The organism is Halovenus rubra, from assembly GCF_026586665.1.
Classification (GTDB): Archaea; Halobacteriota; Halobacteria; order Halobacteriales; family Haloarculaceae; genus Halovenus; species Halovenus rubra.
Genome location: NZ_JAODIY010000011.1, coordinates 22890 through 36797, shown reverse-complemented (window position 1 = coordinate 36797; position 13908 = coordinate 22890). Strand labels below are relative to the sequence as shown.

Genomic DNA, 13908 nt, shown 5'->3' with positions numbered 1-13908 from the left:
CGGGAAAACGTTTTCCTGTATTCAATATGTTGGCTTGCTTCCAACTTAAATCTTTTCCAAAATAGCACTTTCATTCACTAGGACAAAAATTTTTTCTGGGTAATCGTTAACCTACTCTCGCCAATCTGGGTAGCAGTGACGATACTGTCCCAGTCAGTTGTCGGTGTTTTCCATGAGGTCAGCGACGTTTGACAGTTCGAGTTCGCCGCCGATTGTTCGGTTGGGGTAGGGGATGTTGATTCCCTCCGCGTCAAAGCGCTCTTTGACAGCCTGGACGTACTCGCCGCGAACCTTGACAAAATCTGCGCGACTCGGGTTCGAGACCCAGATACGCGATTGGAGGCCAACATCGGAGTTCCCGAGTTCGACCAGTCGGACTGACGGGGCGGGGTCAACAAGGATGTCATCGTGGTCTTGGGCTTCTTCGACAATAATTTCGGCCGCTGTGTCGATATCATCCTCGTATCCGATGCCAAAGTCGACTTTGAGACGGAGTTCGTCGTTTGCGACCGGGTTCTTGATAACGCCGCCAGTGAGTTCGGCGTTCGGGACCGTCAGCAACTCATTGTCGAACGTCCGGACCCGTGTCACCCGGAGGCTGATATCTTCGACGACACCGGCATGACCATTCCATTCAATCCAGTCACCGAGGCGGAATGGACGGTCTGCGTAGATAAAGATTCCCGAGACGAAGTTCTGAATGACATTCTGAAGCGCAAAGCCAATAGCAAGCGTCGCTGCCGCAGCAATCGTTGCCAGTAACTCAAGAAAGTTCCCAAACCTGGCCAGCCCAAACGCCATCGAAAGCGCGGCAAAAAGAATGCCAAAGCTCAGAACTTTCTGTAGTGGCCGCTGTGCATGGGCGTCGAGGTTCTTGGCATCCATCATCCTGCCAGCCATCGGACTGAGGACCTTTTGGCCGACATGATAGACGCCAACGAGAACAGCCACGAAGACAATCACTCGCGCGAGGGTCCGTGACCATGGAATGTTTAACTTGTTGAGGATGTCTGCTACCGGCATGACGGCCCCCACTACATCGGCGAAGGCAGTCAGGCTCCTCATCGTGCAATCACTGCCGTATGCCCGCGTGTCTCGATACCGCTCGCACCGACACGGTCAGCCAGCTTCTGGGCCAACTCCTCGGTATCGGTTCCTGCTCGCGAGGCACGATGGAACTTCACTTTCACGAACCGTCGGTCATCAAGCTGTGTCTCTAGTTCTTCGGCGACGGACTCGATACCGTTCTTGCCGACCCGAAGCGTTGCATCAAGCGAATGCATCTTCTCTCGAAGCTCGTCAGAACTCATCGTTACCCCTGTTTTCATCTATATCCCCTTATAGTTGGGCAAAGTCCGGTCACAGCCCGCGTTACTTGTATGGATGACGGTGCTGTTCCCCACAGTCACAGGTACTGACAACGTGACCGTCCTGTAGCCGAACGCGTGCGTTCGTTCCCGGGATAAGGTACGTCTCGCACCGGTCACAGGTGAAACGGATAAACTCACGCGGAAGTCTGAGCCGGTTGCGCTCTGCAATACGCTTTGCTCTCCGGACGTACCGCTGTGCACGCGCTTTGTTTCCCTCCTGAACTGCTTTGCGTGCCAGTTCCTGTAACCGCTCGATTCGCTCAACCGCAATGCTCACTGGTTATCTATCACCCGGTTTCACACGTATAGCTTCCGCTCTCTCGCTATATACATCCGAACTGCTCATACGGAAACTCACCAGCTCTTGCACTGAGAGCAAACGAACGTGCCATCATCGTTCCACAGCCGCTGTGTCGGGCTGTCACACTTCTGGCAGTGCTGTCCGTCGTTCGCCCACCTCGCGGTTGGTGTCGCGGACTCGACAGTGGTTGCGCTGTGCGTGTCGTCCTCACTGTGTGACTCCACGAACGTGTCGAGTGAGGTCTCTTCCATACCGTCGAGTCGGTGCTCCGGTCCCTTAGCAATGCTGGTTGGCCCGGAGTACCAGAACCAACAAATACTATCCATCCAAACATCCGAGCATGAACCCAGCTACGAAGCTGATTAACAGCATCACCAAAATGCCCGGACAGTTTGCCGACGTTGCGACCCAGGGGCCAGCCGAAGGAGTGTTGGTCCTGTTCGGTGCTATGTTTGTGGTGCTTCCGTCGATTGCACTCGGCTATCTGACCCTCGGTGCCGGTCTCGACCTCGTTACTCCCGGACAGATAGGTTCGAAGCATCCAGAAGAGTAATTGCTTTCTCGATATCGGGACCGATTGGCGACCCAATGACGACGCCGTCGGCTGTTTCTCCCAGCCTGTTCAACCTGTCTGTCACTTCCTTAGGTGTCCCTGCAACACAGAAAGCATCAATCATCTGCTCGGTTACAGCATCGAACGCCGCTGTAAATTCACCTGCCGAAATTGCCTCCTGTATGTCGTTTGCGGCCGCATCGTTGATACCGTGACGCGAGCGGACAGGCGGCGGCGCACCGGCAGCGATAAACGCGACAGGTGGTCGCGCACTCTCCCGCGCGGCCACCCTGTCGGCCGCGACGCTGACACTGGCATAAGCCACAAAGTCGAACGTCGTTGACCCTGTTTTGTCATCACGTTGTTGTCGCCCCTCAGACACACGTTGGGCGGCCCACTCAATATCACGAGGATGTGAACCATTAAAGAGGACGCCGTCTGCATACTTTGCAGCCATTCTGGTCATATGTGGTCCTTGTGCGCCGACGTAGACCGGTATCTCGCCAGCCTCGTAATTCAACCCTGCATCGGTCGCTTCGAAGGTTCCGTCTTGGTCGATGCGTTCGCCGTCCCAGAGGCGACGACTCACCTGCATCGTTTCAAGAACTCGACGAAGTGCATCATCGTGGTCAAAGCCGAGGTTGCCTAACGTCGACGGGTCGCCCGCACCGATACCAAACACACCACGACCATCAGCGAGTTCGTCTAGCGTCGCCATCCGCGAGGCGAGTGTAACCGGGTGTGCCTCGTATGGGTTTGTGATTCCCGGGCCAAGACGGATATCGGCAGTCGCCTGTGCAATCGCCGCGAGTGCAGTAAACTCGTCGCGGTTGTTGTAATGGTGACTGCAAAAGACAGCCTCAAAGCCGCTGTCAGCAGCATGTGTTGCGTGCTCAACGAGTTGAGGGACCGGCTTTTCGGGTGTCAGTTCAATTCCGAGCATTGGACCACTCCTTGAGTGCAGGTCTGATGAGGTCGTCTTCTTCCTCACGGAACAACGCATCACTACCGTCGAAATCACCGAACTCCCAGTCTCTGACCACCGCCACCGGTGTTCCACCAGCACCTTCGCCAGTAATAAGATTAGACGCTGCGGCGAGTTCGTCGACGACAGCCTGCACAGTGACGTCCATTTCTCGGCCGTCGCGGTCGAGCGTTCCTCGCCAGTCACGGGCAGCAGGAAGTCCGGCCCAGCCCAGCGCGACGCCGCGCTGGCCGTGTCGGAACGGTCGACCGGAGGTATCCGTCACAACGACGGGCACATCAAGCTCGTTATGGATGCGTTTGGCACTTGCGGTGGGGTCCTCAGGCAACAGCAGTAACTCCGCGTCAGGGACGTTCGACCGGTCGATACCGGCGTTTACGGTGATATGACCGAATCGGGTAACAGCGAGCATCATCGGTGCTTCGAGCAGTAGTTCTTCGCTCTCTTCAAGTACTGCCTGTGCGAACCGCGGGTCTTTCTTTTCGCCGGCAATTTCGCCAATGTTGGCAGCAATCTGCTTTGCCCGCTCCCCGGCAGGAAAGTCCGCGTGGTCGGCTTGTCTTCTTTCGGCTTTCGAGACGATGGTGCTCGCAACGCAGACGACATCGTCGGGTTCGATATCAACCTGCTGTTCAATGAGCGCGGCGATGTCGTCGCCCGGCCTGATTTCTGGTAGCCCCTCGACAGCGAAGACATTCATGTCTCACGTTGAGGGAGCGTCTCTCAAAAGGTGATTGGTCGGGTCGGGACCCGCCGGTACCGTCAGTCGTCGTCGTCGTCAGATTCGGCTTCGATACGGGCTTGTCGACGCTGTGCACGCTCAATGAACTCGTCAGGGAGTTCGTCAATTTCGCCGGCCTGAACTCCCCAGAGGTGGGCATACAGCCCGCCATTGTCCAGCAGTTCCCCGTGGGTTCCGCGTTCGACAATTTCGCCGCCTTCGAGCACGAGAATCTGGTCGGCATCCTTAATCGTTGAAAGGCGGTGGGCAATAGCGAACGTTGTGCGATTCTGGGTTAGTTTGTCGAGTGACCGCTGAATGAGCATCTCTGTCTCCGTATCGACGTCGCTCGTCGCCTCATCGAGAATGAGGATGTCAGGGTCTTTGAGGATTGCGCGAGCAATCGAGAGCCGTTGGCGCTGTCCGCCAGAAAGCTTCACGCCGCGCTCGCCAACCTCAGTATCGTAACCGTCGGGCAAGTTCTTGATGAACTCATGGGCTTCGGCCATCTTGGCTGCCTCAATAACCTCTCGGCGAGAAGCCTCGAATGTGCCGTATTTGACGTTCTCTTCGACAGTTCCATAGAACAGGAAGGTGTCTTGGCTGACGTAGCCGATTGACTGGCGAATCGAGCGCAGTCGGACATCCTTGAGATCCTGTCCGTCGATAGTGATCTCTCCTTTGTCAACGTCGTACATCCGCAACAGAAGCTTGAGAACCGTCGACTTGCCAGCTCCAGTCGGGCCGACAAGCGCGAGTGTCTCGCCACCGTTGACCGTGACATCGATATCGTCAACAATTGTCTCTTCATCGTCGTATCCGAAAGATACGTCGTTGTACTCGACAGCACCGTCGGTCACGTCGAGGTCCTCAGCACCGGAGCGCTGTTCGAGACGGTCTGGCTCGTCCATCAGCCCGAAGATACGAGCCGAAGACGCGCGAGCCCGCTGATACATGTTGATAATCTGCCCGAACTGCGCCATCGGCCAGATGAACCGCTGGCTATAGAGGATGAATGCAACGAACGTTCCGGCACGGAGTTCGCCCGAGAACGGACCAGGCGGGCCTTCAAGCACCCACAACCCACCGACGAGAAAGGTTAAGACGAACCCAAGTCCAGAGAGCAATTGCAGGCCCGGGAAGAACTTGATTCGGATGTTGATAGCTCCCCAGTTTGCACCCAGATAGTCATCGGAGACTTCGTTGACACGGTCAGACTCGTAATTCTCGGTGACGCTTGACTTGATGACTTTGATACCACCGAGGTTGTTCTCTAGCCGACTGTTGAGTTTCCCGACCATCGACCGGACCTCGGCGTACTTTGGCTGGATGAGTTTGATAAAGATGAACGTAAAGATGGCAATTAGCGGTACAGGTGCCATCGTCACGAGTGCCAGTTGCCAGTTGTACGCGAACAAGAGTACGGCAATCCCGACGACCATCACCGACAGACGGAAAAATGAGTTCATCCCGTCGTTGAGGAATCGCTCCAATCGGTTAGCGTCGTTCGAGAGGATGGACATCATCTCACCGGTCTGCTTGTCGGCGAAAAAGTCCATGTTCAGCGCCTGCATCTTATCATAGGTATCAGTCCGCACATCATGTTGGATGTGCTGTGCGAAGTAATTGAATCCCCAGTTCCGAATCCAGTGGAACACGGCTGCGAAGATGAAGATAACTGCCAACAAGCCGATTGTAAACCAGAACTGCTCTATTTGCTCGTTGGGGATATACGGTTCTAGTGTGTTGCCACCGAACGGTAACGCTTCCGCATAACTCGCTTCCTCGGTGAATATCGCATCGATAGCGACCGCGAGAAACAGCGGCGGCAACAGATCGAGGACACGGGCGAATATCGAGGCCAGAATGCCAGTCAGACCGGCCCACCAGTACGGTTCCCCGTAGTCACGGAACAACCGCTTCATGGGGTTCTCGATTTTCTCCCGTTGTTCCTCGAACGGGTCGTCTTCGTCCCAATCTACGCCACTCATTATCATATCCAGACGCTACACCGTTAAAACACTTTCCGAGTTGTGCTACCGAATGACGGATTTGTATACAATATCTGTTTTTGATGTGTATGATGTCTTACTAATCGTGCCTGGGAGTTAGAAAAGTAAAAGTACGCTTTGTTAGGCTTGAGTGGCTGTTTAATCTAAAATACAACTCCGATTGCTCTCGATACCGGCTATTTGCCATAGATAAATATAAACACAGAAATTTATTTCTGTACTATATCGTATTGTTTAGAATAGTGGCCTGTACTGCTGCTAGTTGGCTGTGTATTCATAGAATAGACTGCGGGTGGCCGTCAGTCGTCGCCTTGGTCGCGGCCAAGCCGATAGAATTCGTCGTTGGGACGCCAGTCAGCGAAGTGTGCCATGCGATTCGAGAGATTGAACAGCGAAGTAAGGCTGGCGATATCCCATATCTCTTCCATCGAGAAGCCATGTTGGCGTAGTCGTTCAATATCGCTTTCGTCAACAGCAGCTGGATTTTCAGTGAGTGTGACCGCCACGTCGCACATCGCCTTATGTTGGTCACTAATATTTGCAGTCCGGTGGTTTGTCGCTAACTGCTCGGCGAGATGTGGGTCCTCTCCGTAGATGCGCGCCAGTGCACCGTGAGCGACAACGCAGTACAGACAGTCGTTGGTGCCACTTACTGCGACCACAACCATTTCAATCTCTTCGCGTGCGAGTGGTGAGTCGTCGATAATGGCGTCGTAGTAATCAAAGAACGCGCGGGCTTGCTTTGGTTTGTATGCAAAGGCAAGGAAGACGTTTGGAATAAAACCAGATCGCTCACGCTCGTCATGGACGCGCTCTTGCATGTCTTCGGGGAGCTCTTCGACAGCAGGTACTGGGAACCGTGTCATTGGTGAATCTGCCATACTGCATACACCGACCGCCTGTACAATAACCGTTCCCCGTCGATTGCAGTGACAGTCGTTATCGACCTATGCTCACTTCTCGGGTCGTTCGTCGAGCTGAAACCGGGCTGCAGTGACGAACGTTCCAGTGACAACTACAAGTAACTCCCACGTTGCGCCGATAACTGGGAAGATTCGTTCAGGGTCCTCGTCGGGTGTGGCTGGCCCACCGGGGTCAACACCAGTCGTGATATCAACCTCCTCCGTGCTGCCGACCGCTTCGGGCGCGGGAGCACCGTCCTCGCCGCCCCATTCAATGAACGTTTGGACCAACCCGCGCTGGTCGGAAAGCTCTATCTGCCCGCTGAGGGTATAAAATTGGTCGTGCACCGGCCAGAGCAGGTTGACGACGCCGTCAGTCATATCGAGCAATACACCGGCGAAAGCATAGCAAAGAATCGCGACCCACGCAACCCGAACCCCCCACCGTCCCCACCTTTTGAGCAGGACTGACTCCTCGCGGATGTAAACATCGGCAACCACCAGTACGGCTCCGAGAACGGGAATCAACAGGTTATGAAAGATTGCTCGGTGACCAAACCCGATAACAAGTGGGATAAACGAATCGAAGTCGATAATCCCCACTGCCCCGAGCACAATCACCATCGATTTTCTGTCGAACGACCGTCCGAGAAGAGCGGCTGCAATCAGCGCCGCAAACGCCATATGGACGATTGTCGACGGCATAGCTGGATATTACGTCCTGCAGGAATGAGGGTTCTGGTCATGGTATATGGGTGCAAGTGACGAACCTGTGGCTGTAGCTGTTTCCGAGTCGGAAACGGCGTAGTGGTGTTTTTTGAGGTGTATTCGAAAGTGGGGCATATGAATCGCGGACAGAGTCAACGACTTTTTTACACCGTCCTAGCGGTCGTCTGTGCAGCTGGCATCCTTTCGCTGATATGGGTTGCTCCCGCAAGCGCGACAGACGCTGATGAAGACCTGAATGTCTCGGTTAGTGCCGACGACAAGAACGTGTGGGTTGGTGGCTCGGTCGACTTGAGCATAACAGTCCAGAACGATGTCAACAAGCCATATCTGGTTGATACTGTTACCATTGTTGACGGAGACGGAACAGTACACGCACAACGCGACATATTCAACTTCCGTGTTGGGGGAGAAAATCCAGAAGATACGGTCAGATTTAACGATATCACTGTTGACGACACCGGAATTACCGAGTTTCGGGCAGTTCTTGCAATCGAGAAAGACCGTGGGCGGGCAGTCGAGACCATCGAGAAATCCATCAAAATCGAGGTGTCGAATCCAGAACCGGTCGTCGATTTGACGGCCGAGCCAGCACTCAGTGGGACCGAGCGCACGGTCTCATTGGCTGTTGGTAACCCGCACAACGAGTCGCTCCGACGTATCGAGGCTGACCTTGCGGGGCCCGACGCGATGGATATTGATATTGTCAACCCCCGAGACGTGATTACGTCTCTTGGCCCATCGGAACGCAAAGATCTCAAGTTTACCGTACGGGACGTGCCGGTCGGCACTCACGAATTCAACGTTTCACTCCGATACGAAACGTCTGATGGCGAATCGTGGGAAACAATGCACCCAGTTAGCGTCGACTTTCCTGACCAGGGAGAATCCGTCCAGATTGGTCTCGCAGAGGCGAGTGTCATTGCTGCGCCAAACGGTGTCCGTCTCAACGGCTCGTTATACACTGAAGGTAATATCACCGCACAGAACGTCCGGATAACGCCTGTTGACGAACAGGGTGTCGAGCCGACCCGCCCATCACCACAGGCGTACATCAACAGCGTCGAAAGGCAGGGAACCGGCAGCTTCGACCTCACGGCGTCGCTGGGTGCGAACCGCAAGAGTATCCCGCTGCAGATTCAGTACCAGATTGACGGTGTCGCGCAGTCGACAACAGTGTCGGTACCGTACGAGGGCCCACGAAACATCCCGCCAGTCCAGTTGACGAATCTTAATATCGCCGGCAGCAACAGCGTCAGTATCAGCGGCGAACTGGCAAACACCCGAGAATCTCCTGTAACCGGTGTCACTGTTCGTATCGCAGAGAAGAACGGCGTCTCGCCTGGCGATTCCGGAGAGTTCTTCGCCGGCTCGATTGATAGTGGGACATTTACGCCACTTGAGCGGATTTCGGCGACAGTCTCGGGCGACAGGGACACGATACCGGTGGAACTCAGCTACGTCTACAAAGGAACCCAATACACTAGCGTTGTCGAATTAGACCACAAAACCGGCGGACAGAGCGGTGTCAGTCCCGGTGGTGGACAAGGAGGGAGTTCGTCACTCCCCGAGTTCGATGCAGGGACAGATGGCGGCGGGGGAAGTGGCAGTTCACTCCCCGCAGACACGCCTCAGCTGGTGGGTGGTATACTGGTAACCCTCGCGCTCGTCGCTGGCGCAGTTGTTTACAGACGACGGTCATAGATAGATGCTCATCACAGCCGACTCCGTTAGCAAGCAGTTCGCTGGCGGTGCTGACACCGTCCGTGCTCTCGACGATGTCTCCTTCAGTATCACAGCCGGCGAATTCGTTACCGTTGTCGGTCCGAGTGGAAGCGGGAAATCGACGTTGTTGAATCTTCTTGGCCTACTCGACACGCCGACATCCGGCTCAGTCACGCTCAAAGGGACCGACATCGAGAGCTACAGCGCCCGTGACCGGACCGGCGTTCGTAAGGAGACAATCGGCTTTGTCTTCCAGAGCTATGGACTGATTCCGACGCTTACTGCGCTCGAAAACGTCGCCGTGCCTCGGATGCTCGAACCGGACCCGTCAGCGACCGAACAGCGCGCAAACGAGTTATTGAATGCCGTTGGACTCGGTGACCGGCTTGAACACTACCCCGCTGAACTCTCCGGCGGGCAGAAACAACGAGTCGCTATCGCGCGCTCTATGATAAACGACCCAGACCTGATACTGGCCGATGAACCGACCGGTAACCTCGACCGAGAGACCGGCAAACAGGTGTTATCGACGTTGCTGGAGAGTACAGGGGAAGACGTTACCGTCGTCGCCGTCACACACGACGAGTACGTCGCCAGCTTCAGTGACAGGGTTCTCGAACTTGTCGACGGAACGCTCAGCCAGAGTGAGTCCTCCGACGCTGAGTTGAATGCTGAGCTCTCGCCGACAACTGGCACAGCCCAAACCACCGGTAACAGTAACGAGCCTGCATCAGATTCCACGACCAGAGGTGAGGGCCGATGAGTTTCCTCCGGCGGTATTTCCCTCGGACCTATCTAGCACGCCGGAATCTCCGCCGAGCAAAAGTTCGGACCGCGCTTGCGATTCTGACCGTTGCAATCGGTGTGGTTGCTATTGGTGGACTCGGAATCTTTGGGCTCTCGTTTGAAGCGAGCCAACAGGAGAACCTTGGTGATCTCGGCAACGAGGTACGTATCGAATCCCCACAGCAGTTCTTCTCTGGTAAGGATGCCCCAGAACTTGACGAGCGCAGTTTGGCAGACATTCGAGAGATTGCTGGGGACGCAAAGATGACTGTCGTTCGGCAAGGAGAAACTGCAACCAGGAGCGGTTCGACCGATGAGATTCAGATACCCTCTCGGGCGATGGGTGTAACCAACCCACAGCTAACCTACGACGTTGTCGAAGGCGAGATTCCCGACAACTGGAACAGTGGTGCATTGGTCGACCAGCGGACCGCCCGGTACGACGAACTCGAAGTCGGAGACCCGGTGACAGTCGGCGGGCGTCTCCAGCGAATTGTTGCACTGATTGAATCGCCAGAAGGATTCTCATCGCTCGAAAATACCGGAGGTTCGGCGTTGCTTCCGATTGAACTGGTTGAACCCGCCCGCCAGCCATACAGCGGCGTTATCATCTATGCTGAAAACGCAATCGAGGCAGACGAGATAGCCAAAGAACTCGAGCGCGAACTGAACGGACCGCTTCGCAAGGACCAAGACAAGTTCACTGTCGAGAACAAGAAAAAGGAGGCCGAAACAATCGAACAGCAGTTGACCTCAACCAACCGGTTCCTTCTCGGGGTTGGCGCGATTGCGCTGCTCGTCGCTGGTGTCAGTATTATAAATGTTCAACTCATGAGCGCCCGCGAGCGTCGGGAAGAAATCGGCGTGCTCCGGGCTGTTGGCTATGGACGCCTAGACATTCTCGCAATCATGATGATAGAGACGGTCTTTATGGGGTTACTCGCTGCTATCGTCGGCGTCAGCCTTGCTGTGGGTGCTGGAGCCATAATCAACGACGCGTTACTCGGTGACCCGATGGCTTTCCAACCTAACAGCTGGCGGTATCTAGCTGGTGCCTTTGGCTTTGGAGTGTTCATCTGTATTCTCGCAGGGATTCTCCCAGCCTGGAAGGCCTCCCGGGAACGGCCGGCTGACGCACTCCGTAGCTGATACCGCCTACCTCGTTTATATCAGCCCGGACATCCGGTGTTGCTGTCACAGAAACGCTGGAGAACCCCCTAATAGCGTGCTTCCGTGGGCATGATGTATGAAGCGTCGAGAACTCCTCGCTGGCTGTGGTGTCGGGTTTGTGACCGCAACTGCCGGCTGTCTCGATTCTCTCCCGTGGTCCGACGAGACTATCGATACGAGTAGTCCTGAAGCGGTTGTTAACTCGTACATTACTCTACAAGAGCAGTTGTACGACGATCCTGAAGCAACAAAAGAGAAACTTGACACGGTGATGTCCAACGACGCTGTCAGCCAGATTGGGTCGTCGCAAAACGCGCAGTTTCTCGAAAAAGCAGAGCTGACTATTACCAGTATCGACGGAATCAGCACTACCACAGAGGGGCTGACAGTCAGGCAGATACGAGAACTTGCACAACGGGGACCACAACAAAAAAGCCAACTCGAAAGCCGCACAATAAACGACCTTGGCTCTCGCAAGACAGCCCTCGTTGATGCTGCCTACAGTAGAAAAATCGAAACCGAAATCAACGGCAAAAGTAATACGTTCGAGAACTCGGCGAAGGAACGATACCTCGTCGTCAACGAAAAAGAGAGCTGGCAGATTGTCCTCCGTACCCCTGTATTAAAACAGTAAGCGACCACATTCTCGGGGCTCTGTCATCGCTCCTCCATCGAACCATTTTCTGGTAACATCGTGGAGCCGAGCACAAGAATTTAAACAATACCCCACGAGATAAGAAATATGGAAAACGACTCCGTTCCACAGGAGATCACGACGCTTGTCGGGCGAGAAGTCTACACGAACAACGGTGTCTTTCTCGGAGAGATTGAGGACCTCCGTCTTGAGTTGGACACACAACAGGTAACTGGGCTGGCTCTTCACGAGTTGAACCATGAGCTGTTTGCCGAAGAGGCTGCCAGCGCCCGTGGTGTTATCGTTCCTTTCAGGTGGGTTCAGTCGGTCGGCGACGTCGTCATTGTCAACGACCTTGCAGAGCGAGTCCAGCAAGCAAAACAAAACGAGGAAGAAGAAGTCAGAGCCTAATTAGCTACTATTTCCGTTGCTGCTACTTTCGACACCCATCGCTTCGAAGAGCTTCGTTTTGACTGCTTCTTCGGTTAGTTCGAGCAGCGTCTCGCGGTTATCTTCGCTTACTTCAATGCCTGTGAAAATACCCAATGGAATCTCTGCGCTAGCGTCAGTCGAGTGCCCGGCCACGTCAGCGATATCCCCAAAGGCATCTTCGAGTACTTTTCCAATATCCATCCGGATATCTTTCGAGCGCGCCGCGAGGTAAATTACGTCGTCGGCGATAGCGAAGACGGCTGTTGTGGTAATTCCTTCGAGATTAAGAAGATGCTGGGCGGCCTGAGAGAGTGCGTCGCGGTCATGGATGAAGCCGGCGTTTGAGACAAGATGGGACCCTTCGACCTCACGGTTACGAATTGCTTCGGCGAGTACGTCCAGTGTCTCCGCGGACATCGAGGGGGATTCGACCTGTTCGAGTGTGTCGTGGTCCGCAAAGGGGTAGAGGTACGCTGCAGCAGTAAGGTCTGCCGGCGTGGTGTCGCGTTTAAAATCGAGTGTCTCCGCACGAATTCCATAAAGCAGGGCAGTCGCGACTGTTTGGTCGAGTGTGAGGTCGAGTTCCTGAATGTACTTCGTCAAAATTGTCGATGTTGAGGAGACGTTTGGACGAATGTCAGTAAGCGTCGACTCGTGGTCGTGGTCGTGTTCGTAGTGGTCGATAATGATGTCGGCACCCGACTCCTCTTCGGGCTCACCAGCTTTGGCATGGTCGACCAGCGCGATTGTATCGTAATCGCCTTCGTCAGTCTCTTCGACCGAGACAAGTTCGATTCCAAGCAGGTTGACGAACGCACGATTTTCTTGATGGCCGATTTCGCCGTCATAAATAATATCTGCGTCTGCCTCGCGACTCTCGGCGATGGTTTTCAGCGCTGCGGCGCTTGCAATTGAGTCCGGGTCCGGACTCCGATGGATGCGGATCGCCATCTCGGTGTCGGTGTCGTCGATAACCTCAGCAAGCTGGTGTGCACGATGTTCGAGTTCGCCGCTTTCGAGCGCACGCAGTGCCGAGTCTGCAATGACGGCAGAGGGATTAATAACGACATCTGCGCCCGCCTTGGTCAGCTCATCGCCCGAGACAGGGTCTGATGCTCGGGCAACGATAAACTGCTCATCGCTGTGGTTTCGGATGTTTTCGATAGCCTGCACGTTCGCTTCGACATCTGAGGAGAGAATGAGAACAACATCTCGGTCGGCAATCTCCTCGGCAACCTCGTTACTCTGTATGTTTCCCTGGCGGGCGTCAAGGTCTTGATCACGAAGTGCCTCGACACGCCCCTCGTCGTGGTCGACAATGAGTAACTCCTTTCCTTCGGCGACGAGTTCATCGGCGACGACGTGCCCGACGCTTCCACACCCGAGAATCGCATAGGTAGACATCGAGGCCATCGTGAGGCCGGTTCCTGTACTCATCAGTGTGTACAGGTGTGACCTAATCCCTTATAACACCAAGGTTCGTCACATTCGTCGTGTTCGAGCAATAACACCGAAACGGCAGTGAAAACCTTACGACGGGTTACTGTGATTGATTGTGTGGAAAACAGCGCTGAATCGGCTGGGTCGGAGA

The 13908-nt window shown here is 54.8% G+C and carries 16 protein-coding genes; 6 read left to right on the top strand and 10 right to left on the bottom strand.

Features of this window, described 5'->3' with window-relative positions; genetic code table 11:
* Window positions 1-153 precede the first annotated feature (153 nt).
* The 4 genes from N5098_RS11040 to N5098_RS11025 all read right to left on the bottom strand — a co-directional run bounded on the left by N5098_RS11040 (window position 154) and on the right by N5098_RS11025 (window position 1922).
* Complete coding sequence (locus N5098_RS11040; RefSeq protein WP_267637928.1) at window positions 154-1065, bottom strand: mechanosensitive ion channel family protein; 912 nt, start codon at window positions 1063-1065, stop codon at window positions 154-156.
* Window positions 1062-1310 carry a YhbY family RNA-binding protein gene (locus N5098_RS11035; RefSeq protein ID WP_267637927.1) on the bottom strand — a complete coding sequence of 83 codons (249 nt, stop codon included), beginning with the start codon at window positions 1308-1310 and terminating at the stop codon, window positions 1062-1064. The genes N5098_RS11040 and N5098_RS11035 overlap by 4 nt, the downstream gene beginning before the upstream one ends.
* A gap of 61 nt (window positions 1311-1371) precedes the next feature.
* Entirely contained in the window at window positions 1372-1647 is a 276-nt protein-coding gene (locus N5098_RS11030; protein ID WP_267637926.1) for a ribonuclease P protein component 4, read from the bottom strand.
* Between the two features lie 77 nt (window positions 1648-1724).
* On the bottom strand, window positions 1725-1922 hold the full coding sequence (locus N5098_RS11025; protein ID WP_267637925.1) for a DUF7573 domain-containing protein: 198 nt from the start codon (window positions 1920-1922) through the stop codon (window positions 1725-1727).
* An 89-nt stretch (window positions 1923-2011) separates the two neighbouring features.
* Between N5098_RS11025 and N5098_RS11020 the strand changes: the two genes are divergently transcribed.
* Window positions 2012-2224, top strand: coding sequence for a DUF8024 family protein (locus N5098_RS11020; RefSeq protein WP_267637924.1), 213 nt, complete (start codon window positions 2012-2014; stop codon window positions 2222-2224).
* Here the strand turns inward: N5098_RS11020 and N5098_RS11015 are convergent.
* From N5098_RS11015 to N5098_RS10995, 5 genes are all read right to left on the bottom strand, one after another.
* Window positions 2184-3167, bottom strand: a complete 984-nt coding sequence (locus N5098_RS11015) for a 5,10-methylenetetrahydromethanopterin reductase (protein ID WP_267637923.1) — start codon at window positions 3165-3167, stop codon at window positions 2184-2186. The genes N5098_RS11020 and N5098_RS11015 overlap by 41 nt on opposite strands.
* Complete coding sequence (locus tag N5098_RS11010) at window positions 3154-3909, bottom strand: coenzyme F420-0:L-glutamate ligase (RefSeq protein ID WP_267637922.1); 756 nt, start codon at window positions 3907-3909, stop codon at window positions 3154-3156. Before N5098_RS11010 ends, N5098_RS11015 begins: the two co-directional genes overlap by 14 nt.
* 62 nt (window positions 3910-3971) lie before the next feature.
* Window positions 3972-5921: an ABC transporter ATP-binding protein gene (locus tag N5098_RS11005; RefSeq protein WP_267637921.1), complete on the bottom strand. Its 1950-nt coding sequence runs from the start codon at window positions 5919-5921 to the stop codon at window positions 3972-3974.
* A gap of 320 nt (window positions 5922-6241) precedes the next feature.
* Window positions 6242-6823, bottom strand: a complete 582-nt coding sequence (locus N5098_RS11000) for a peroxidase-related enzyme (RefSeq protein WP_267637920.1) — start codon at window positions 6821-6823, stop codon at window positions 6242-6244.
* 72 nt (window positions 6824-6895) lie between these two features.
* Window positions 6896-7549: a metal-dependent hydrolase gene (locus tag N5098_RS10995; protein ID WP_267637919.1), complete on the bottom strand. Its 654-nt coding sequence runs from the start codon at window positions 7547-7549 to the stop codon at window positions 6896-6898.
* A gap of 138 nt (window positions 7550-7687) precedes the next feature.
* Between N5098_RS10995 and N5098_RS10990 the strand changes: the two genes are divergently transcribed.
* From N5098_RS10990 to N5098_RS10970, 5 genes are all read left to right on the top strand, one after another.
* Window positions 7688-9274, top strand: a complete 1587-nt coding sequence (locus N5098_RS10990; RefSeq protein ID WP_267637918.1) for a COG1361 family protein — start codon at window positions 7688-7690, stop codon at window positions 9272-9274.
* A gap of 4 nt (window positions 9275-9278) precedes the next feature.
* Window positions 9279-10058, top strand: coding sequence for an ABC transporter ATP-binding protein (locus N5098_RS10985; protein ID WP_267637917.1), 780 nt, complete (start codon window positions 9279-9281; stop codon window positions 10056-10058).
* Window positions 10055-11230, top strand: a complete 1176-nt coding sequence (locus tag N5098_RS10980; protein WP_267637916.1) for an ABC transporter permease — start codon at window positions 10055-10057, stop codon at window positions 11228-11230. Before N5098_RS10985 ends, N5098_RS10980 begins: the two co-directional genes overlap by 4 nt.
* Before the next feature lie 97 nt (window positions 11231-11327).
* The gene (locus tag N5098_RS10975; RefSeq protein WP_267637915.1) at window positions 11328-11885 is read left to right on the top strand and encodes a DUF6517 family protein; all 558 of its coding nucleotides are present in this window, start codon (window positions 11328-11330) and stop codon (window positions 11883-11885) included.
* A 108-nt stretch (window positions 11886-11993) separates the two neighbouring features.
* Complete coding sequence (locus N5098_RS10970; RefSeq protein WP_267637914.1) at window positions 11994-12296, top strand: PRC-barrel domain-containing protein; 303 nt, start codon at window positions 11994-11996, stop codon at window positions 12294-12296.
* Here the strand turns inward: N5098_RS10970 and N5098_RS10965 are convergent, their stop codons facing one another.
* The gene (locus tag N5098_RS10965) at window positions 12297-13754 is read right to left on the bottom strand and encodes a DHH family phosphoesterase (RefSeq protein ID WP_267637913.1); all 1458 of its coding nucleotides are present in this window, start codon (window positions 13752-13754) and stop codon (window positions 12297-12299) included. It lies immediately after the preceding gene.
* Between the last annotated feature and the right edge of the window lie 154 nt (window positions 13755-13908).